The organism is Mycoplasma sp. 6934, from assembly GCF_055523595.1.
Genome location: NZ_JBVFVE010000001.1, coordinates 212,018 through 235,156, shown reverse-complemented (window position 1 = coordinate 235,156; position 23,139 = coordinate 212,018). Strand labels below are relative to the sequence as shown.

Annotated in this window: 20 protein-coding genes; 13 read left to right on the top strand and 7 right to left on the bottom strand. The window is 27.7% G+C overall.

Features of this window, described 5'->3' with window-relative positions; genetic code table 4:
• Positions 1-111: 111 nt before the first annotated feature.
• The 6 genes from AC0B4S_RS01020 (at position 112) to AC0B4S_RS00995 (ending at position 5,486) form a co-directional block, all read left to right on the top strand.
• The gene (locus AC0B4S_RS01020) at positions 112-1,221 is read left to right on the top strand and encodes an IS3 family transposase (protein ID WP_465101266.1); all 1,110 of its coding nucleotides are present in this window, start codon (positions 112-114) and stop codon (positions 1,219-1,221) included.
• A 13-nt stretch (positions 1,222-1,234) separates the two neighbouring features.
• Positions 1,235-1,405: a hypothetical protein gene (locus AC0B4S_RS01015; protein ID WP_465101265.1), complete on the top strand. Its 171-nt coding sequence runs from the start codon at positions 1,235-1,237 to the stop codon at positions 1,403-1,405.
• An 88-nt stretch (positions 1,406-1,493) separates the two neighbouring features.
• Positions 1,494-2,675 carry an IS3 family transposase gene (locus AC0B4S_RS01010; protein ID WP_465101264.1) on the top strand — a complete coding sequence of 394 codons (1,182 nt, stop codon included), beginning with the start codon at positions 1,494-1,496 and terminating at the stop codon, positions 2,673-2,675.
• Positions 2,676-3,148: 473 nt separating this feature from the next.
• Entirely contained in the window at positions 3,149-3,898 is a 750-nt protein-coding gene (locus tag AC0B4S_RS01005; protein ID WP_465101263.1) for a S8 family serine peptidase, read from the top strand.
• A 123-nt stretch (positions 3,899-4,021) separates the two neighbouring features.
• A complete protein-coding gene (locus AC0B4S_RS01000; RefSeq protein ID WP_465101262.1) occupies positions 4,022-4,591 on the top strand; it encodes a hypothetical protein in 570 nt (189 codons plus the stop codon).
• Positions 4,584-5,486 carry a hypothetical protein gene (locus AC0B4S_RS00995; RefSeq protein WP_465101261.1) on the top strand — a complete coding sequence of 301 codons (903 nt, stop codon included), beginning with the start codon at positions 4,584-4,586 and terminating at the stop codon, positions 5,484-5,486. The genes AC0B4S_RS01000 and AC0B4S_RS00995 overlap by 8 nt, the downstream gene beginning before the upstream one ends.
• Before the next feature lie 66 nt (positions 5,487-5,552).
• Here the strand turns inward: AC0B4S_RS00995 and ffh are convergent, their stop codons facing one another.
• Positions 5,553-6,902: a signal recognition particle protein gene (gene ffh, locus AC0B4S_RS00990; RefSeq protein WP_465101260.1), complete on the bottom strand. Its 1,350-nt coding sequence runs from the start codon at positions 6,900-6,902 to the stop codon at positions 5,553-5,555.
• A gap of 50 nt (positions 6,903-6,952) precedes the next feature.
• Between ffh and AC0B4S_RS00985 the strand changes: the two genes are divergently transcribed.
• The 5 genes from AC0B4S_RS00985 to AC0B4S_RS00965 all read left to right on the top strand — a co-directional run bounded on the left by AC0B4S_RS00985 (position 6,953) and on the right by AC0B4S_RS00965 (position 13,542).
• Positions 6,953-7,870 carry an RluA family pseudouridine synthase gene (locus AC0B4S_RS00985; RefSeq protein WP_465101259.1) on the top strand — a complete coding sequence of 306 codons (918 nt, stop codon included), beginning with the start codon at positions 6,953-6,955 and terminating at the stop codon, positions 7,868-7,870.
• A complete protein-coding gene (locus tag AC0B4S_RS00980) occupies positions 7,870-8,775 on the top strand; it encodes a hypothetical protein (RefSeq protein WP_465101258.1) in 906 nt (301 codons plus the stop codon). Before AC0B4S_RS00985 ends, AC0B4S_RS00980 begins: the two co-directional genes overlap by 1 nt.
• A 558-nt stretch (positions 8,776-9,333) precedes the next feature.
• Positions 9,334-11,364, top strand: coding sequence for a S8 family serine peptidase (locus tag AC0B4S_RS00975; protein ID WP_465101257.1), 2,031 nt, complete (start codon positions 9,334-9,336; stop codon positions 11,362-11,364).
• Positions 11,354-12,193, top strand: a complete 840-nt coding sequence (locus tag AC0B4S_RS00970; RefSeq protein ID WP_465101256.1) for a hypothetical protein — start codon at positions 11,354-11,356, stop codon at positions 12,191-12,193. The genes AC0B4S_RS00975 and AC0B4S_RS00970 overlap by 11 nt, the downstream gene beginning before the upstream one ends.
• A gap of 359 nt (positions 12,194-12,552) precedes the next feature.
• On the top strand, positions 12,553-13,542 hold the full coding sequence (locus AC0B4S_RS00965; RefSeq protein ID WP_465101255.1) for a ribose-phosphate pyrophosphokinase: 990 nt from the start codon (positions 12,553-12,555) through the stop codon (positions 13,540-13,542).
• A gap of 40 nt (positions 13,543-13,582) precedes the next feature.
• On the opposite strand, the gene AC0B4S_RS00960 is transcribed toward AC0B4S_RS00965, so the two are convergent.
• Complete coding sequence (locus tag AC0B4S_RS00960) at positions 13,583-15,511, bottom strand: DNA gyrase/topoisomerase IV subunit B (RefSeq protein ID WP_465101254.1); 1,929 nt, start codon at positions 15,509-15,511, stop codon at positions 13,583-13,585.
• A 235-nt stretch (positions 15,512-15,746) separates the two neighbouring features.
• Between AC0B4S_RS00960 and pyk the strand changes: the two genes are divergently transcribed.
• Entirely contained in the window at positions 15,747-17,180 is a 1,434-nt protein-coding gene (gene pyk / locus AC0B4S_RS00955; RefSeq protein WP_465101253.1) for a pyruvate kinase, read from the top strand.
• Between the two features lie 308 nt (positions 17,181-17,488).
• Here the strand turns inward: pyk and AC0B4S_RS00950 are convergent, their stop codons facing one another.
• The gene (locus AC0B4S_RS00950; protein WP_465101252.1) at positions 17,489-18,343 is read right to left on the bottom strand and encodes a hypothetical protein; all 855 of its coding nucleotides are present in this window, start codon (positions 18,341-18,343) and stop codon (positions 17,489-17,491) included.
• Positions 18,336-20,405 carry a S8 family serine peptidase gene (locus tag AC0B4S_RS00945; protein ID WP_465101251.1) on the bottom strand — a complete coding sequence of 690 codons (2,070 nt, stop codon included), beginning with the start codon at positions 20,403-20,405 and terminating at the stop codon, positions 18,336-18,338. The genes AC0B4S_RS00950 and AC0B4S_RS00945 overlap by 8 nt, the downstream gene beginning before the upstream one ends.
• A 407-nt stretch (positions 20,406-20,812) precedes the next feature.
• Here AC0B4S_RS00945 and whiA point away from each other — a divergent pair, with 407 nt between their 5' ends.
• A complete protein-coding gene (gene whiA, locus AC0B4S_RS00940; RefSeq protein WP_465101250.1) occupies positions 20,813-21,679 on the top strand; it encodes a DNA-binding protein WhiA in 867 nt (288 codons plus the stop codon).
• A 45-nt stretch (positions 21,680-21,724) separates the two neighbouring features.
• On the opposite strand, the gene rplT is transcribed toward whiA, so the two are convergent.
• Genes rplT through infC form a run of 3 tightly spaced genes read right to left on the bottom strand, consistent with a single transcriptional unit; the run spans position 21,725 to position 22,933 of the window.
• Positions 21,725-22,075, bottom strand: a complete 351-nt coding sequence (gene rplT, locus AC0B4S_RS00935; RefSeq protein ID WP_465101249.1) for a 50S ribosomal protein L20 — start codon at positions 22,073-22,075, stop codon at positions 21,725-21,727.
• 56 nt (positions 22,076-22,131) lie between these two features.
• Positions 22,132-22,320, bottom strand: coding sequence for a 50S ribosomal protein L35 (gene rpmI / locus AC0B4S_RS00930; RefSeq protein ID WP_465101248.1), 189 nt, complete (start codon positions 22,318-22,320; stop codon positions 22,132-22,134).
• Positions 22,301-22,933, bottom strand: coding sequence for a translation initiation factor IF-3 (gene infC, locus AC0B4S_RS00925; RefSeq protein WP_465101883.1), 633 nt, complete (start codon positions 22,931-22,933; stop codon positions 22,301-22,303). Before infC ends, rpmI begins: the two co-directional genes overlap by 20 nt.
• Positions 22,934-23,139: the final 206 nt, after the last annotated feature.

Below are 23,139 nucleotides of genomic sequence, written 5' to 3'. Positions count from 1 at the left end.
TATTAAAAATATTCGGATTTTAAAGCCGGACAGAAAAGTTAACATGTAAATGTTAGCTTTTCTGTTACCATTCGTTGGTACCAACGAAGAATTTTTTTGAAAGGATAAATTATGTCAAGACATTTAAAGAAAGAAGAATTTGCAAAAATATATGAAGAATATCAAAAATCAGGTTTCCCAGGTGCTTACCAAGCTATTTACCAAATATCACCAGAAACAAAAAACTTACAAAGAAATAGTGTAAAAGTTAGAATTAATAAAATAATTAAGTATTATAATTTAGGTATGGAAGACTTATTGCAGACAAAGAAAGGTGAAAGCCGCAAAAAAGGAAGCGGCAAACCTAAGACGAAAAGAGAACCAAATTGAGATATTTTTGATCGTGATGATTTGTTACAAATAGCTAAAAGATATTATGAAATTACCAACGAATTACCTAAAAGTAAGAAAGTTATTGAATCTAAAAGTTTTAGTATAAGTTATGTTAAGCTTGCAGAAGTTTTTGGCATTTCTAGACAAACAATTTCTAAAACTCAAAATATTAAAATTGCACAAAAACTCCCTAAATATAGTGATGTAATCGAAAAATCGTTCGCAGAAACAAAGTCAAGATATGGAAGGTTAAAACTAAGTGTTTACATATCTAAAAAATACAAAATAGATATAAACGAACGTTCTTTAGGGAGATATATGAACCTTTTAGGCCTAAAATGTAAGCTTAGACAAAAATCAAAACGAAAAGAAATTAAAAATCTATCTACTCAGATTGATAACTTCGTAAATCGTGATTATAATGATCAAAACAATCGAAATATTTATGCAACTGATGTTTCATATATAAAAGCGCCAAAAGATGTGTTAGAATCACACGTTTATTTGTCTGCAATTTTGTCTCATAAAACTAAACAAATTATTGGTTTTAAATTATCAAAAAGTAATAATCTAGAACTAGTTTTAGACAATTTAAATTCATTAAAGCAATACAAATCCAAAAATTTTATCATTCACTCAGATCATGGCTTTCAATATACACATCATCAATATATTAAAGAAGTTAAAAATCTTGGTGGGATTATTTCGTTATCAAGAGTGGGAAATTCTCTTGATAATCGAGAAATTGAATATTGGTTTGGAATCATTAAAACTGAATTATTAAATGATTTAGATTATTCAAAAATAACATTTAATGAACTTAATGATATGATACAAGAATATTATTAATTGGAAATGTCACATGCAAAAAAACTTGCATGTGACATTTCCAATTAATAAAAATATAATAAGGAAAATCTTAGCACCACCTGTCGTTATGCTGCCGCTTGTGGCACTTTCTTCAAAACAATTAATAAACGAAAAAATAATAGATTTGTATAAAAATATCAATACTAAAAAAATCGAATTTTAAAGCCGGACAGAAAAGTTAACATGTAAATGTTAGCTTTTCTGTTACCATTCGTTGGTACCAACGAAGAATTTTTTTGAAAGGATAAATTATGTCAAGACATTTAAAGAAAGAAGAATTTGCAAAAATATATGAAGAATATCAAAAATCAGGTTTCCCAGGTGCTTACCAAGCTATTTACCAAATATCACCAGAAACAAAAAACTTACAAAGAAATAGTGTAAAAGTTAGAATTAATAAAATAATTAAGTATTATAATTTAGGTATGGAAGACTTATTGCAGACAAAGAAAGGTGAAAGCCGCAAAAAAGGAAGCGGCAAACCTAAGACGAAAAGAGAACCAAATTGAGATATTTTTGATCGTGATGATTTGTTACAAATAGCTAAAAGATATTATGAAATTACCAACGAATTACCTAAAAGTAAGAAAGTTATTGAATCTAAAAGTTTTAGTATAAGTTATGTTAAGCTTGCAGAAGTTTTTGGCATTTCTAGACAAACAATTTCTAAAACTCAAAATATTAAAATTGCACAAAAACTCCCTAAATATAGTGATGTAATCGAAAAATCGTTCGCAGAAACAAAGTCAAGATATGGAAGGTTAAAACTAAGTGTTTACATATCTAAAAAATACAAAATAGATATAAACGAACGTTCTTTAGGGAGATATATGAACCTTTTAGGCCTAAAATGTAAGCTTAGACAAAAATCAAAACGAAAAGAAATTAAAAATCTATCTACTCAGATTGATAACTTCGTAAATCGTGATTATAATGATCAAAACAATCGAAATATTTATGCAACTGATGTTTCATATATAAAAGCGCCAAAAGATGTGTTAGAATCACACGTTTATTTGTCTGCAATTTTGTCTCATAAAACTAAACAAATTGTTGGTTTTAAATTATCAAAAAGTAATAATCTAGAACTAGTTTTAGACAATTTAAATTCATTAAAGCAATACAAATCCAAAAATTTTATCATTCACTCAGATCATGGCTTTCAATATACACATCATCAATATATTAAAGAAGTTAAAAATCTTGGTGGGATTATTTCGTTATCAAGAGTGGGAAATTCTCTTGATAATCGAGAAATTGAATATTGGTTTGGAATCATTAAAACTGAATTATTAAATGATTTAGATTATTCAAAAATAACATTTAATGAACTTAATGATATGATACAAGAATATGTAATTTGGTACAACAATGACCGAATTCAATCAAACTTAAACTGAAAAACTCCACAGCAATTTGCTATGGAATTATAAATAACTAAAATGTTAAATTTTGCTGTCCATGTTTATTTAGAGAACAACAAAGTATATCTACTTTATCACTGGATGGGGAAGAAACTGAGTGAAAAATTAATAATAACTTTGAATTAAAATTACTTTTAAACGCTGATATTAATACTGAAGATGAAAATTTTATTGAAAGTTTTAATGCTAATTTTATAGCTAAAATTAAATCTATCGATTTAAAATTTGCTTCTTATAAAGAAAGCAAAATAATACCTATAGTTTGATTTTACTTCGAAAGCGAAGCACAAAGGAGAAAGTTCATAAATGCAATTGGTGACTGAAATGACATTTATCAAATTATTGTATATAAAAATAATCATATTAATGAACAAGGTATTTGAAACTCATATAACTATAATTCAAAAAGATTAGTTATAAAACCACAACAGGTAGAAAATGTAGAACAATTTGGTTTAACTATCGATAAAAATGCTTCAATTGTGAACTTAAAAAAAGAGCAACGTTCTAATGCTTCGAACAACAAGATAGGAATTTTAGAAGTTTACACATATCCATTTGATAACGATTATAAAAGATATTTTAAAAGTGGCATAAGATTAAATGAATTAAATTCTAAAGGTAAAACTAATTATAATATTAAAAGCCATTCAACAATAGTTTCATTAATAGCTGGAAGTCAATGAGGAATTGATAAAACATCGCAAGTATTTTTATCTACCTTTAGTACTGATGGGGATTGAAATACAGCTTTAGAAGATATGGTTATTAACCAAGGAATTAGATTGATCAACCATAGCTATGGTACAAAATATAAAAAGGATAGAAAGCAAAACTACTTTGGATATACAGAAAATGCATATTATTTAGATTATCTGTCTCGTAATTATGGAGTTATTAACGTAATATCTGCAGGTAATGATGGCAAAATTGATGAACATAAGATAAGCAATGATAAAACATCATTTAATTCTATTATTGTTGGTTTACTTTCAGATCAATCAAATGAGTTAACTATATCTCAAAACTTAGTTGCTGAATATTCTAATTATAGATTAGAAGAAGAGTATAAAAATATATCTAAACCATTAGTTGTTGCTCCCGCATATTTTTATAATCCAGTTTATAATGTTAATGAATATGAGCATGGAACAAGTTATGCTGCTCCAGTAGTTACTGGACTGATTTCAAATTTATTAAAATTGAGAGCAGATATTAAAAGCAGCACATAAAGAGTCCCTATAATAAAATCTATTTTATCAGCAGGATCTGTAAGTCCTAAAGCTCGTGAGTTAAAATATAAAACTAGTGGTTATGAAGAAAAATATGGTTCTGGCACCCCTGATTTCTCAAGAATGTTACAGGCTGCCCAAAATCATAAAGTAGCAGCTGTTAATCCAAATTTGTCCTCAGGTAGTTATGTTCTTACTAGTTCTGAATTAGAATTAAATAAAAGTCAAACTATTAAAATTTCTAGCTCTTGAATGTTTAATGCAGGTATTTTAAAATGGCCTGACACTAAATTAATGTTTGTATTACCTGATAGAAAACTTAACTGGTGGGATTACAAGTATAGTAATTATACTTTATCAAATGATGAAACTATCGAATCCTTCTTCACTAAAAAGTTTTTTAGCGAAGAAACTCATAAAGGTGAATACTGGTTAAAAAAAGAAGAAGCTAAAAAACGTCAAAATAATAAATGGTTTGCAGACTATGATTTAACTCTTGAGAAAAAAGAATTAAATGGAAATTGAAAAATAGTAAAAACCATTTCAACTGTTGTAACTAATGATGAATTAATCGAACATAAAGTTTTGGAATCTGGAATTTATAGGTATAGGGTTAGAAAATGGTATTCAAGTTCTTTCACTAATTCCGTAGATGATATTGTTGCAATAACTCATGTGGTACAAAATGACTAAAATAAATAAATTATTAGTTTCTTTGTCTCCTGTATTGACCCCGCTAATTGCATTATCTTGTGCCCCAAGCCAAAATAGAGATCCAGTTAATAAACCAAAAGATGAAAAAAAGACAAAACTTGATAGTGAACAAGACATAATTTCTTCAATAAAAAGTAACACCAAAAACAAAAATGAACGAACTAGTACAGAACCCAAAAAAGAAATCAAAGGTTATGAACCCACTAAAACTGAGCTCCAAAAAATTTATGATAAACTATTTAATAAATTTGATAATTTTGTGAAATTTGAGCAGTTTGTTCCTAATTCAATAAAAGGATATACTTGAATAATTAACGACGAACTCAGGTCAGAATATTTTAATGACAAATTCTTTCATTTAAAAGAAAAAAAATTCCCTAATAATTTTTTTACAAAAATATCTTCAAAAGACGATTTTAACAACTTAATAATAACAAGATTTAAGGAATTAAACAATATTGGTACTATTAAAACACAAGATTCGGAAATTATTACAACTTTTGAAAAGTTATATTTAAATAATCAAAACCTAAATAAGATTTTAGAATCTAATGATATTTATATTTCAAACACATATGAGGAAAATGATTTGTATGATTTGCCATATTTCATTATTCCGTTTGATAAACCAGACGGAACAATTTTAGTCAATATTGTAAATATGATACTTCCTCCAAGACCTGTTACACTAGAATATATTGATCCAAGAGAGAAAAAAGGTTCATGAGTTGTATTTACAATTCCAAAAAATAAACCAGTTAAATTTGATACAGATTCAAATAATAGTACTGAGTATAATGAAAAAGTAAGAATAGCAAGTATTGAAATTTTCAAATGATTCAATAATGAATTTAAAAAGTATTATAAAGATTAATTTTAATAAGGCAATAAGAAAAACAACAAAAGTGTAAATCTTTTGTTGTTTTCTATTGCATAAATTCTAAAAACCAAACATTTTAGGATCAAAGCCTCCGCCATTTGCCTTAATCTTTTTGCCCATCTCACTCATTCTTTTTACCATTGAATCATAATCAGACATTAGCTTATTAAATTCTTGAGCGCTACGACCACTTCCTTTTAATATTCTTTCTTTACGAGAGGCTTGGCGTAATAATTTTGGATTCTTACGTTCTTTTTTAGTCATTGATGACATTAATATTTTGAAATAATGCATTTTGGATTCTGCCTTATCAATTTGATCATTATTTATTTTATCAGATAAATTACCTGGTAACATTTTTAATATTTTACCAAATTTTCCAAGGTTTTGGAATTGTTGAATTTGCTCAAGTAAATCATCTAAGGTATATTCACCAGAAAACATTTTATATACCATTTGAGCAGCTTTATCTTGATCAATAACATCTTGAGCTTTTTCAATTAAACTCATTACATCACCCATACCTAAAATACGATCAGCCATCCGATCGGCATGGAATAAATCTAAATTCGAAATCTTTTCGCCTGTACCAATAAAACGAATTGGAATGTTTAAAATATACCTTAAACTTAATGAAGCACCACCACGCGCATCTGAATCCAGTTTATTGATAATAGTTCCTGTTAATTTTAATTTTTCATTAAAAGTAGAAGCAACATTAATTATGTCTTGACCTGACATTGCATCAGCTACAAAGAAAATTTCATTAGGGTTAACAATCTTTTTAACCCTAAATAATTCATCCATTAAGGGTTCGTCAATTGATAACCTACCAGCGGTATCAATAATAATTAAATCGTTATTATTTACTTTAGCTTGAGCAAGGGCATTTTCCACAATTTTATCAACTGGTGCATTTACCCCTTGTTCAAAATAATCTACTTGGATACTTTTAGCCAAAGTTACTAATTGCTCAACAGCGGCTGGCCGGTAAATATCCGCTGCAACAACTAATGGATTTTCAACAAATTTCTTTTTACGTAAATAATATGCAAGTTTAGCACTTGAGGTTGTTTTTCCTGAGCCTTGCAAACCACACATCATAATGATGTATGGTTTTTTAGTAATTTTAAATTCACTCCCTTCTTGACCTAAAATCTTTACAAGCTCGCCATGCAATATTTTAATAAAATGTTGTGAAGGATTTAACTTTTTTAAATTTGGGTCAGTTAAAGCTTTTTCTTTAACATTATTTATAAATTCTTTTACAACTTTTAAATTAACATCAGCTTCCAACAATGCTAATTTAATATCTCTAGTTACCTCAAGAATATCTGCTTCTGTTAATTGTATTTTCTTTGATAATTTCTCGAGGGTCTTTTGCATTCTTTTTTCTAAAAAACCTAACATATTTAAATTTTACCACAACTATTTAAATAAATTTTGATATAATAACACAAATGATAGAAATAAATGTAGAATATAAAGAACGTATTGATAAATACATTTCAAATAATTCCAATATTTCAAGAAATGATGCACGAACTTTAATTGAAGAAGGTGCTGTTTTTGTAAACGAAAACAAAATACTTAAACCAAAATTCGAAGTACGTGAGGGACAAAAAATACTAATAATTCGATTAATTGATAAAATATTAGATATTAAACCTGAAAAAATGGATTTAAAAATTATTTATGATGATGAATACCTTTCAGTCTTAGAAAAACCCAGTGGACTTGTAGTCCATCCTTCACCAGGTCATGAATCAGGAACTTTAGTTAATGGACTTTTGTATCATTTTAAAAATAATTTATCAAATGAAAATGGATTATTACGTCCAGGCATCGTGCACCGGATTGATAAAGATACAAGCGGATTATTATTAATTGCTAAAAATAACGAAGTTCATAATTTATTAGCAGATAAATTTGCTCATCACGAAATAAATCGTAAATATTTGGCAATTTGTGATGGTATTTTAGAAAATTCACTTTTAAAACTTAATTTACCTATCGGAAGAGACCAAAAAAACAGACAACAATTTACAGTTACAAATTTAAATGCGAAACATGCCATCACAAATGTAGCAGTGCTAAAAAGTTTTTATTTAGATAAAAAACCTAAATCACTTGTTAAATGTGAATTAGAAACCGGAAGAACACACCAAATAAGAGTTCACTTAAAATATATTGGTAACCCAATTTATGGTGATCCAATGTACAATAAAAAGATAAATGACTTTGGCCAATACTTACATGCCTATAAATTAGAATTTGAACATCCAATTACAAAAAAACAAATGCATTTTTTTTCACTTCCGCCTTCTGAATTTAATATAGCAGAGTATAATTATGAGGAATTTATAAAAGGAGAATAATGAGTAGTACATTTAGAATTAATGAAAAAGACCTTGATTTAAACAACTTATGAAATAATGAAAAAAACCACTTCAGAATTTGGATAATATTATTTATCGCTTTTTGAGCATTAATCACAATTTTATCCCTTGTACCCCTTTTTAATGCTTTAGCAAATAAAACAGCTTATATTGAGGCGCTAAAACAACAAACTCAAAACACACCAAATACTAACAATAATAACATAACTTTAGATTATGATGCAGTGTGAAGAACGCAAATTCTTATTGATTTCTTTATAACATCTTTTTTACCAATCTTGGTATTTACTTTTGGTATCTCATCAACAATTAAATCTTATAAATTTAAAAGCTTTGCAATTTTATCTACTGGTGCAATCTTGCTGTCAAAATTTCACGGAATTCTTTCAATTATTAATTTAATTAATAGTACGCTTAGGGGAAATTACGATATATCAAATAATTTTAATTTAATTGCTTTGGTAATGCATATTACCATCTTAGTTTTAAGCGTTATCCATTTTTTCTTTATTTCTAAAAATGTCACTAAAATTAAACAATTGTTTATGATGCAAAAACTTCAACATGATAGTGCTATATTTATGGAACAATGAAATAAAAATATGAAAAATGGTAATATAAATAATCCTTTTGGGGCAATGAATGCTGAACAATTTACAAATCAAACTAGCACAACTGATAATAGCCAAACAACTAACCAAGATGAAGTAAATCAACAAGTTCAAAAAACAGAAAAAGATTTAGCAATTGAAAAAATTATAGAATTGCCTAAAGAGCAATTGCACCGCATGGCTGAAACATTGAACATCTTTGGTTATGAACAAATGTCAAAAGAAGAATTAGCCAATTTAATCTATAATCATACTAAAAAAGATAAAGAATAATACATATAAAAAGTATTCGGACAAATTCCGAATACTTTTTATAAAAAGAAAAGTGTTGCTATCAGACTTGCAAAACTAACAAATGTATAAAATTTTGTCTAATAAGATGCCACAGAATAACCCAAAAAATTCATAAAATTATCTTTCAGTTCATACGAAAAGCACCAAAATAATCGTTTTAAATATCAAAAGCAGTATTTCTTAAAATTTGATTTAAACAGATAAAATAAAAAATTTTCTAAACTACCGCTAAAACCAACCGCTATATTAAGTAATATAATTAAAAGAACTGCGAGTAAATTTTATCCAATATTTATTTTAGGATGCACAGAATAAATCGGGAATAAGTAAAAGTATCATAAAAGTTTTCGTACATAGTTTTTTACAAACTGATATTTTTAAATTTTAATAAATTTATAAATGATAAATTATAAAGTAAGATATATATCTTTTATTGAATATAATAATATAAAATGTATTATATAATTATAATGTGGTCATTAAAAAAGATATACCACATTATAACTCAAATAAATATTAGAAAGGAAAAATATACTTATGTTAAAAAGCATTAAAAAAAGGCTACTAATTCCTTTGGGAATAGTAGCAACAATTGGTACAGTATTAGTACCCCATTCAAAAACAACTAACCAAAAAACAAATAATAATTATTGATATAGTAATTTAACTAACGATAAATTCCAAGTTAGGGAACAATCAATTGTTAAAGATTTATCAGATAATGGGGAAATAATTAATGTTCCCGTTGATAATAATTATCAATTAAAATTATTATTGAATCCAGGGTTTGAATCTGATAACATTGATTTTATTCAACAATTTAATAATGATTTTATTAATAAAGTTAAAAATAATAAATTAAAATTTATTTCTGGTAATCCAAGTAGAATAATGCCAATTATTTACTTCTACTTTGAAAAAGAAAGCGACAGAGAAAATTTTACCACAAAAATCAAAGATTGAAAAGAAATTTTTCAAATAATTATTTATAAGAATGAAAATATAAAAGAATGGAATTGAGGTAATAGTTCAGGGTTTGAATATTATCGCAAAACATATTCAAATTTAAACAATGCCCCCACAAAAAGTATAAATAATTTTAAACAATCAGTGGAGGAAAATCTATCAATACTAAAAGGAGACGCAGGGCTCACAGAAAATAAAACTACTAGAATTGGTATTTTAGAAGCAGGAAATGAAAAATTTGATTATAAATACTCTGAATTTTTCAAACGTGGCTTAAAAGTAAACGAAGAATCCGTTATTGAATCTCAGTCACCACTTGAAAAACATGGTGTTTTTGTATCAATGATTGCAGGTAGTCAATTTGGTGTTGATAGATCTGCTACAATTTATTTATCAAAATTTACAAATGGCACACAATGGCAAGATGCAATAGAGAAAATGGTTTTAGACGATGGTGTTAAAATTATAAATCATAGCTATGGGCCACAACTTTATTATATAGATAGTAAAACAGGTCAAAAATATATAAACCCACAATACTTTGAAGGTTATAACGAAAATTCTTACTTTTTAGATTATATATCTCGTAAATACGGTGTAATAAATGTTATTTCTTCGGGAAATGATGGTTATAATCCAATACACCAAATTACTCAGAGTAAATTATCATTTAATTCAATTGTTGTTGGTGCATTGGGCGAAAAAGCTAACAGCAAAAATATTAAAAAAAATGAAACATCATATTATACAAACTATAACTTAGCACCTGAATATGCAACCTTAGCTAAACCTCTAGTAGTCGCACCTGGTACATTTTACAATATGTTTTATGAATCATGAATGAAAAGAGAATATGAGTTTGATGAAGGAACAAGTTATGCAGCTCCTTTAATTACTGGGCTTGTTTCTAATTTCTTAAAAAGAAATCCAACTATTTATGCGAGTGAATTTAGGGTTCCAATTATTAAAACTATTTTATCAGCATCAGCAGTTAGTCCTAAATTTTCTAATTTAACATATAAAACCAGTGGGTTTGAACAAAAATATGGTGCAGGAACACCTGATGCAAGAAAAATGATAGAAGCTGCAAATAATTATAAAACTGCAAAAGTAAATCCAACTTTAAATACTGGCAAAGATATTATTACAAGTAATGAATTATGACTAAGAAATGGTCAGAGCATTAAAATTTCAAGTTCATGATTATTTAATGCAGGTATTTTGAAAAATAATGAACCAAGGACAAATTGGTGAGGATCATTTTTAAATTTCTTTTCTAATTCGAGAAAAGCTCATGAAGAAGCAAAATGAAAAAAGACGCATAATGATGAATTATGATTAAAAGATAAAGAAACATTTGAACGGCAAGGTGGTAATTGATTTTCTGATTATAACTTAATTCTCGAGAGAAAAGATTCAAGAGGAAATTGAATAACAGTTAAAGGAGTGTATACAAAAACAAGCAACGATGAACTAATTGAATATAATGTTTTTAACTCTGGAATTTATAGATATAGAATTAATAAGGTTTCTTCAAGTACATTTGGAAATTCAGTTGACGATATAATTGCTGTAACACATGTGGTACGAAATGAAAAATAAAGTAAAAATATTATTATTTAGTGCAATACTTATGCCTATCGTAACTTTTTCTTGTTCAACTACAAATGTTCCCACTAAAGATCCTAAATCAGATAAAGAAACTTCTAGAAGTATAAAAAATGATTCAGTAACATACAAAGAAAATTTAAACATTGAAATAGATGTTGTAAAAATTCATTATGATCTAGAAAATAAACTTAATTCAATTTCAAAAATAAGTGAATTATACGTTCCGGTTTCTCAAGAGGTTTATACAAAAATTAATCAACAAAATCAAGCTAAGCATGGATATTTTTGAAAATACAAGTTTTTTGATCATGTAACAGATCCTCTTTATAGTGAAATAAATGAAAGTAAGGTTATCAAAATATCTACTAAACAGGAATTTGATAATATCATAATTAAAAGATATCAAGAGCTAAATTCAGCAGATGATTATAAACCTAAAGTATATGATATTATAAACCAATTTGAAAAAGAGTTCTTAAATTACCAAAATATTTATCAACTACTAGAAAATAATGATCTTTATATCTTACAATCTAATAAACAAGGATCATTTCATAACCTTGTTATTCCTTTTATAACTGATGATTCTCTTGAATTAAATGTTTTCTATGATTATAATACTCGAATTGGTGATGATAGAATTGTTAAAGACCAAAAGTGAAAAGTATTAAGTTTACCTAAAAAGCAAAATTTTAAACTTAATACTTATTTTGCTGATAATAAATTTAATCTCTATAACCCACTTGAAAAATCAAAAGAATATTACAATAAATTAAGCAAGTGATACAAAGAAGAATTTAAGAAATATTACAAAGATTAATTTTCAAAATAGAATTGTTATTGAGTTAAATCTGGAAAATTTCCGAATAATAAAACAAAATTAATATTTTTTAAGCATAAGATAGATATTCAAACAAACCGGAATATCCATAACAAAAGTAAAATATTAACAATTCCTACTTAAAGAACATAGAAAAAAATGTACCAACAAAACTCTAGTGCGGCATTTTAACCAATACTATTAAACTATAATTTTTAAAACTTTTTTTGAAGTAATGCTAATACTTAAAGCATTTGCATACTCATCTATCAACTTTTATTATGTCATTGGACAGAGCAAGGATTTATTAATTTTTCACTAGCAAATAAATAATAATTAAATATAATATAAACATAATTATGCATAAAGAAAATATAGTTTTATTCGGAATGAAAAATTCCGAAAATTTAGCATGTGATATTTCACAACTTTTAGATATACCAATGTCAAAAATTGAGCGAACTGTTTATGCTGACGGTGAAGTAATGCTTGTTTCTGAACATACTGTGCGAGACAAAGATGTCTTTTTGATTGCCAGCACTTCTCGCCCCGTTAATGATAATATTATGGAACTGTTATTATTTGTTGATTCATTAAAACGTGGTAGTGCTAAGTCTATTAATGTTATTTTAAGTTATTACGGATATGCACGCCAAGATCGTAAAGCAAGTGGGCGCCAATCAATTGGTGCTAAGTTAGTTGCAGATTTATTGCAAAAAGCAGGAGTAAGTAAAGTAACTTGTGTTGATTTACACAATCCTTCAATTCAAGGTTTCTTTGATATTCCAGTTGACGAATTAAAAGGCCAATATCCAATTGCTTATGCTCTAAAGCAAACTGGAGAAAAATTTACCGTTGTATCACCAGATCATGGTGGGACAGTTCGTGCAAGAACCCTTGCTGAATTAATTGCAGATACTGTGCAAATTTGCATTATAGATAAACGCCGCACTGAAGTTAACAAAACAGAAGTTATGGGTATTTTAGGCAATATTGAAAACCAAAATGCTGTAATTATTGATGATATTATCGATACCGGCGGTACCATTTTAAAAGCCGTTGAAACCTTAAAGCAAAAAGGTGCTAAAAAAATCATCGTAGCTGCTTCACATGGTATTTTTACAAAAGGTTTTGAAATATTTGAAAATCATCCTGATGTTGACCAAGTTATAGTTACAAATAGTATTGACAATAGTGCATGGTCTCCAAAATTTAAAAAACTAAAAGTTATTTCGCTTGGTCCATTTTTAGCAAGAGTAATAAATGCAACTCTTACAAAAAACAGTATTTCATCGGTTTATAAAGATTTCCGTAAGGAAATTTCAATTTGCACAAAGGAATCCTGTTAATATAAAATATATTCAAGTTTTAAACTTGAATATATTTTTTTTATACCTTCGCAAATTTTTCTAAATAATCATCGTAGTCATCAAATATGATATTGCTATCTATTCAATCCTTACGTTTAGTTGAATCATTCCCCATAAGTGTGCTAATACGCCTTTCTGCTAAATATGCATCATTAATTGTAGCACGTATTAATGTACGAGACTTAGGATCCATGGTAGTTTCCCATAGCTGATCTGCATTCATTTCTCCAAGACCTTTATAGCGTTGAATTTCAAAATTTGGACCTTTTGATTCAAAAGTATCCCTAAGTTCTTGCTCGTCTCAAAGATATTGACTTTTTTTGCTTGTTTTATTAGTTATTTTATACAGGGGCGGGATTGCTATATATACATAACCATTTTCAATTAATGGTTTCATATAGCGGTAAAAAAATGTTAACAATAAACATTGAATATGTGCCCCATCAGTATCGGCATCTGTCATAATTATAATTTTGCCATACTCTGATTTAGTTAAGTCAAAGTTCTTGCCAATCCCAGCACCTACTGCATTGATAATTGTTACAATTTCTTCATTTTTTAAAAGTTCTAATAGGGAAATTTTCTCAGCATTAATTACTTTACCTCTTAATGGTAAAATAGCTTGAAAATTACGATCTCGCCCACTTTTTGCTGAGCCGCCAGCTGAATCTCCTTCAACTAAAAATAACTCACGCTCGTGTGCTTTTTTCGAACTAGCGGGGGTTAATTTATCACTAATAATTTTCTTACCTGATAAAGTTTTTTTAGAAGTTCTAATTTCTTCACGCTTCTTTTTAGTTTCTAATCTTACATCATATGCTTTACGAATTTTTTCTATAATTATTTTAGCAAGTGGTTTGTTTTGACTAAGTCATGATTCTAAGAAACTAGAAGCAACTTCATCAACACATGCTTTAGCCTCTGGTGTTCCTAATTTATCTTTAGTTTGACTAACGAATTCAAGCATATTTTCGGGTATTTTTACCGATATTATGCAAGTAAAACCTTCCATAATATCGGTAATATCAAACATATTATTTCCTTTTAAATATCCATCTTTATGGGCATATTCATTAATAATTTTATTAAAAGCAGATTTAATGCCTAAAACATGTGTTCCGCCATCTTTAGTTTTAACATTATTCACAAAACTAAGTATTAAACCATCATTATATGAATCATTTCATTGAAATGAAAAATGAACCTCTATATCTCGATTTATTTCCTTATAAGAAACAGGAGGATTTAATGGACTTCGGGTATTATTTAAAAATTCAAGGAATTTAACTAATCCATTGTTATATCTAAACTTTTGTTCTAAATTATTGATTTCATCATAAAGTTCAATTTCTAAGCCTGAAATTAAAAAAGCACTTTCTTGCAACCTTTCAGCAATTCTTTCAAAACTAAATTTGGCTTTTTTGAATAAAGCATATTCAGGTCAAAATTCAACTATTGTCCCAGTTTCTTTTGTTTTACCAATAATTTTAGTTCTTTGAACTATTTTATCTCGGGCAAATTCTGTGTAATACAATTTACCACCGCGGGCAATTGTAGCACTTAATTTTGTAGAAAAAGCATTAGTTACACTTGATCCAACACCATGCAATCCACCTGAAACTTTATAAGTATTAGAATCAAATTTTCCACCAGCATGTAATTCAGTAAAAACAATTTCTACCGCCGTTTTGGATTCATTTTTGGCTTTATCCACTGGGATTCCTCTTCCATTATCTGAAACATAAATCGATCCATCACTTCGTAATTTAACAATTATTTTTGAAGCATATCCTGCTAATGCTTCATCAATAGAATTATCAACTATTTCTCAAAGCAAATGATGCAAACCATATACATCAGTTGAACCAATATACATACCTGGTCTTTTGCGAACAGCATCAAGACCTTTTAATTGTTTAATATTCTCCGCAGTGTAATTATTTTCCATAGTTGTATATTATAATACAAAATAATTTTTGTTTAATTATAAAAACAATATACCATTAAAATGGTCTATTACTATATAACAAAATTTTAGAAAAACAATTTTAATAAAAGATAATAATTAAGTTATTAAAATTGTTTTTTTTTGTTACAATTATATTAATATTAATCTAAAATATCAGTAAATCTTAGAATAGTATAAATTTTCAAAATCAAAAGAATAGGGAGTTTAATTACAAATGAAAATTACAGACAAAAGAACAAAGCTTGTGGCGACTATTGGTCCTTCAAGTGATAACTATGAAACATTGCGTTCATTAGTGGAAAATGGTGTAACCACTATTAGAGCTAACTTTAGCCATGGTTCTCACGAAGAACAATCTAATAAATTCAAGCTTGCAAAGCAAGTAAGTAAAGACTTACAAATTCCAGTATCTTTAATGTTAGATACTAAAGGTCCAGAAATTAGAATTGGAAAAATGAAAGATGGTGGTCAAGTTGTTGAAGCCGGAAATTACTTATTAATCCATACAACAGCAGATAAATACAAAAACCTAGAAGGTACTGCAACCGAAATTAGTGTTGCTTATGACATGGCTCAAGACCTTCAAATTGGTAACCAAGTGTTAATTGATGATGGTAAATTATCTACTGTTGTTACAGAGGTTGGGCAAGGTTATGTAAAAGTTAGAGCCGAAAACACACATAAATTAAAAACAAATAAACGTGTTAATTTACCTGGCGTTGATTTCTCATTACCATTTTTAGCTGAAAAAGATATTAACGATGTAAAATTTGGTATTACACAAGGAATTAACTATGTTGCAGCATCATTCGTTAACTCGGCAAAAAATGTTAATGAATTAAGAAAATTACTTGATGAAAATGGTGGACAACACGTTCAAATTATTTCAAAAATCGAATCTCACTTAGGATGTACAAATATCGATGAAATTATTGAAGCATCTGATGGTATTATGGTTGCTCGTGGTGATTTAGGGTTAGAAATTCCTTATTACGATGTTCCATACTACCAAAAGAAAATGATTCGTAAATGTCGTGAAGCTGGAAAAATGGTTATCGTAGCAACTCAAATGCTTGACTCAATGGAGAATTCACCTCACCCAACTAGAGCAGAAGTAACAGATGTTTACTACGCTGTAGAATTAGGAGCTGACTCAACTATGCTTTCCGGAGAAAGCGCTAATGGTTCATTCCCAGTTGAAGCAGTTAAAACTATGACAGCAATTTCAAGACGTGCAGAAAAAGAATTCTACTCAAGAAATTACTACGAAAGACAATTAGAAAGTGTATGACAAAATTCAGACCAAAGTGACAAACGTACTAGAATTGCATACGAAATTGCTAAAAAAGTTAAATCAGGCGAATATAAATACATTGTTGTGCTTTCAAGAACTGGGGAATTATTAAAACGTGTTGCAAAATTCCGTCCTAACACCTTAACTATTGGTATTTTAAATGACGAAAAATTATTAGGTGGTTTCGGGGCTTATTCAGGTGTTTTTGTTTCTGTTGAATCAAAAACATTATTCCCATTAATTAAAGAAAGCACATGCAAAGGTGTAGAGGCATTAAGACCATACGGTATTCAAACAGGTGATAAATACATCGTTGTTGAGAACGATAAATTTACTGAAAAAGTTGTTGCTTAATTTACAAAGTATTCGAAAGGATACTTTATTTTTAATTCTATTAATTTCCAAATAAAAAATATAAACTATGCAATACCAAAAAACTTGCATTTTAACTTTTGCTTAAGAAGCTTATTCAGAAAAATCTCGCAAACATGAGTAAAATACTGTTTACACACATATAAACTATTAATTTTTTAAGGAAAAACTTATATTTGACAATTTATATAAAAATAGTTTAAAAAGTTTAAACATTGAAAATATTAAATAATAAATCTAATAACAATTTTTACCAACAAAATACAATATAAAACCACTTAAGTTAAAACTTAAGAGGTTTTATTGACTGTTTTACCTTTTAAATAGTGTTTTAAAAATACATTTTTATATCAATCATGGACTTCATTCCTAAAATCACGGGATGTCGTCTCAAAATCTCTTGCAATATCTTTAAATGTAAATTTAAATCCTTTTTTAATTAAGAAAACTTCTCAAATACGGGACGGATCTGGTCGATAAACAGTTGGCACTACAAAAGCTGATGGATCCAGTTTAGGGTATGTGCCAAATGAAGTTATTATTACTTCATTATTATCATAAATTGGAATTATAAAGCCACCAACCGGAGATTTATTGTTACCAGAAAATCTTTTTATAAAAATGACATTGTTTTCTAAAAGTTCATAGGCATCTTGTTTATTTAAATATAATTCTTCAAATAGTTTTTTTATCTTTAAGTCGTTGTTATATTCATCAGATTGATTTAGTTCTTTAAATCTTTTGATAATGTAAGTATCGAACTGCTCTTTAGTAGTTATTTGAACATAGGTAGCTTGAAGCCATTTTTCATTTTTAAGATCATCTAAATAAGGAGGAAAATTACTGAAAAATGTTATATTAAATGTGTCGATGTCTTTTTGCTTATATTGTTCTTTAATTGTTTTTTGATCTTCCTCTAATCATTCTTTAGGGGCAAAAACCCCTTTTTTTGTAAGTGGTTCATATACTTGGTAAATATCTTCATACATTTCTTTAAGTTGATTTTCGTAATATTCATCTGGCTTATCTGCTATAATAACAGGAGGTTCGTTTCTAAGAGGTTGGCTATCATTGCATGAAAATAAAGTTATAGGAACTACTAAAGTCATGAGACTAATTAGCAATTTTCTAATTATTTTATTCATTTTTAACCACGTGAGTAGTTGCTATTAAATCATATACAGAATTGCTAAAGTCATATTTCTCATACTTTTTAATGCGATATCTATAAGTCCCTGAAGAAGTTGCTTTATATTCAAGTAATTCATCATTACTCACTGCAGACTGAATCATCTTCACAACAACCCATTTTCCATTTGATTCTTTTTTTTCTAAATATAAGTCATAATCAGAAAATCAATTGTTGTTTTGGCGTTTTATTGCCTCAGCTTGAGTCAAACGAATTTCAGATTTATGAGTTAAGTCTCACATTTTACCCTCGGCAATAGTTTTTTGTTTTTCTAGTTCTTGGCTTTTTCTACGTGATGGAGAAAAGAAATTTAAAAATGAATTTCACCAACTTGTATTTTCTTTATACTCTGGCCTAACTTCAGATTGATTTAAAAGACCAGCATTAAACATTCAGGAACTAGATATTTTTATCGTTTGATTCTTTTTTAAATTTATTTCTTTACTTGAAAATACAAAACCACTATCATTAGTTGGATGAATTTTTAGTGTTGAATAGTTGTTAGCTGCTTCTAACATTGTTTTAAAATCTACTGTTCCAGCACCAAATTTTTGTTCATAACCACTTGACTTATAGGTTAAATTATCGTGCTTTGGACTAACAGCAGATGCCGATAAAACTGCTTTTACAATTGGTATTTTATAATCGCTATTTCTAATATCTGATCTATATTTGAGTAAATTAGAAATTAAACCAGTAACGACTGGTGCAGCATAACTTGTTCCATGCTCATATTCATTAACATTATAAACTGGATCATAAAAATATGCGGGAGCAACAACTAATGGCTTTGAGATATTTTCGTACTCTTTATGCAACCTATAATTAGAATAATCCGCTACAGTGTTATATTTTAAGTTTGTTTTTGTTGATCAATCAGATAATGCTCCTACAATAACAGAATTAAACGATAATTGTGGTCCTGTAATAAGGTGGTGATCATCTTTCCCCTCATTACTTGCGGAAAAGACATTTATTACCGCATACTTGCGTGTTATATAGTCTAGAAAATATGCATTTTCAGAGTAACCTTCTAAATATTTGGGATGAATTTTTTCAGTACCATTTACGTCATAGCGCATTGTGTAACCATAACTATGGTTAATTAATCTTATGCCTTCTTCTTTAACCATTTTTTCAATAATTGACATTCATTGACCATCAAATTTATTAAATGTGTGTAAGTGTATTTTAGAAGTTTTATCTATACCATGTTCGCTTCCAACTATCATCGAAACAAATGTTGAATGACTTTTGTAATAATCATCTTTTTTATCGTTAAGATCATTTATTTCAATTCCGCCTTTAAAGTGCTTTTGATAATTTTTATCAAATGGGTAAGCCCAAGCCTCAAGTACTCCTACTTTATTAACATATGAATTGTCTAAATATCCTGATGCATTTGTAATATCAATGTTTTTATTGACACTTTGCTTGTATTTTTCTAAATTTAAATCAATTCCATATCTCATATAATTATTTGTTTTAATACTTTGGTTATAAAGATATGCAGAGGAACTGCCATAACTTTGAGAGGTATAATTTTGTGGAGTAGTATTTTTATTTTCAAAAATAATAAATTTGTAAATTTCATTCCAATCTTTAATTTTATTGACAAAGTTTTCCCTATCTGTTTCGTTTTCAAAATAAAACCATACAATAGGCATTATTGATAGTTTTTCAAATGATTTATAAATTAAATTATTTTGATTAACTTTATTTATAAAATCGTTATTAAATTTAGTTAAAAATTCTTCATTTTCGGTTTCAAAACCTGGGTTTAACAATAGTTTTAGTTCAAAGTCATTGTTAGCGGGAATAGAAATTGCCTCGTTATTTTGGTTTAAAGCAATAGTTGTTCCTTGACCTCTAACTTCAAATTTTTCATTATTAAGATTTTCATACCAAAAATTTACTTTTTGTTGATAAGTATATGGTGATGATATAAATATCGCAAGAGCACCTAAAAAAGTACCAGAAGGATATAAAATAAGTTTTTTCATTCTTGATTTGTTCATTTGTTCTCCTTTGTTAATTTCTAAAAATAACAATAAGCCAAAAAACCTAATTCTAAACAGTTATAAATATGTCTTTGATATCTCTTGACCTATTATAATTATAACATAATATACAATATAATAAAAAAATGTTTTTTGGAAAAGTCACTTGCGTGTAGAATAACTACTTTTTTGCACTACTTTTTTAATTTTTTGCCTAGACTGTTGGGGTTAATCATTTTTTTATTTTTTGATTTATATTATAGATTCCTTTGTTGCAAAAAAAGATAACGAAAAAACTATTAATTGGAAATGTCACATGCAAAAAACTTGCATGTGACATTTCCATTTAATATTACTAATAAAACATAAATATATAACTATGATATAATAAGTAAATTCCATAGGATTAGTGGAGGGGTAAAAATATGAAAAATAAAGTATCCTTTACATCAAAAATAAAAAAAGAAATCTTAATAAATTCAAAAAAACCTCTTGAAGATTTATATCTTTTAAAAGGTTTGTTTTTTGCTAACTCTAAATTAGACAATGATTACTATACTTTAATTATTAAAAATACTTATATTAAAGATAAAATTATAAATAAAATAAAAAAACTGAATTTGAATTTCCTCTCTAAAGATGAATGAAAGCAGAAAATAATGCTACACAAGGACTCGATAAACTTCACTAATATTTTTAACAAAGAGGAGTATTTAACATCTTTTTTTGCAGGAGTGTTTTTAGGATCTGGTAATATTTCAGATGTTAATTCTACTTCATACCATCTTGAAATCTCTACCCTATCTTTAAAAAAAAGTAGTCAAATCTTATCCAAACTTAATAAATATAATTTTAATTTCCACTTACTTAAAAAACGTAGCCGCTATGTTTTATATATTAAAAAAATAGATGAATTATTAGATTTTTTATCAGCAATTGCTGCTAAAAAGGCGTGGTTTGAGCTTCAAAATGTTAAAATATTGCGAGATAAAGATAATGTTTTAAATAGAATTAATAATATTGATTTTTCAAATCTCCAAAAAGTTGCTAATAGCTCAATTAAACATATTGATAATGTTAACTATATGTTCGAAAATAACTTAATTAACTTATTTTCAAATGATCAACTAATGTTTTTTAGGCTTAGAATTGAAAATCCGTGACTGTCATTAAATGAATTAGTTTTAATGCAAAATGAGCAAAATGACAATAATATTACTAAAAGTGGCGTTAATCATTGGCTTAGAAAACTTGACAAGGTAGTAAACAACCATAAAAATAATAATGAATAAAAAGTATTGGATTACTCCAATACTTTTATATTATAACATTAGTTATTAAGCATTTTTTGCTAATTCAACTAACATTGAAAAGGTTTTTGGTTCATGAATTGCTAATTCAGATAACATTTTTCGATTAACTAAAATGTTTGATTTTTTAAGACCATTAATAAATTTTGAATAACTAATTCCTTCTGCTCTAGTTGCAGCATTAATACGAGCGATTCATAATTTACGGAAGTTTCTTTTAACTTGTTTACGGTCTCTAAATGCATATGTTCATGATTTAACAACAGCTTGCTTTGCTACTTTATAACCAATTGATTTATGTCCAAAGTAACCTTTTGCTAATTTTAGTCATTTTTTACGTCTAGCTCTTGTAACTGTTCCGCCTTTAACTCTTGCCATATTTTATTTCCTTTCTTAATAATAATTATAAATATCTTGAAACCTTGGTAGCAAGATTAGATTAAAGCTTTAAATCTCTTTAAGTCACTCTTAGACATTAAAACAGATTTACGGGCATGACGTTTTTGTTTGGTTGATTTATTTTGTGCTAAGTGTGAACGGTAAGCTTGTTCTCTTAAGATTTTACCAGTTCCAGTAACTTTAATTCTTTTCTTTAAAGCACTTTTAGTTTTCATTTTTGGCATTTTTTTCTCCTTGTTCAGAATCAGATGAGGCATTAGCAACTCCCTGATTCTTTTCTTTTAAGTATTTAGCGATTTTATTTTTATTGGGTTGGAGATTCATATCTAAAAAACGATCATTTACTAATTTAGGTTCGGTAGTTTTATCAGCTATATCTTCTAATGAAGTAAAGAATCTATCTAAAACCACTAAACCTAAGTCTTTTCTCCCTATTTCGCGACCTCTAAGTTTTACGGATACTTTAATACGATCACCATCAAGTAAAAAATCACGTGCTTTTCTACTCTTAGTTAATAAATCATTTTCACCAATCATTGGTGTTAAACGAATTTCTCTATTTTGAATATTCGTTTGCTTTTCTTTGATTTCTTTTTGTTTTTTCTTACGGTCGTATTTAAACTTACCATAATCTAGAATTCTAACAATAGGTTTTGGATCAACACTAATTAACACTAGATCCATTTTTTGACTTATTGCCAATTCCAGAGCTTCACCCTTTGTTCGTACACCAACTTTTTCACCATTTGAATCGATAACAAAAACCTTTGGATAAGGGATATCATGATTTACAAAATGCTCTGCAACAGGCCTTTTTCTTTTATCTGAATGATTAATAATTTCTCCTTATTAAAAATAACTTAAAAAGTAATCGCACTCGACCTACCAAAAAGCACCATTATTGATGCATTTAATTGTAGCTAAACCCAAGGCTATAGGGCCATCAGGTGAGAAGTGATTCTACTTTCTGCAATTAAACATATTGCTTATATATTTTAACAAAAAAAGAATTTTATTTAATTTGTTTTTTAAACTTTTTGCTG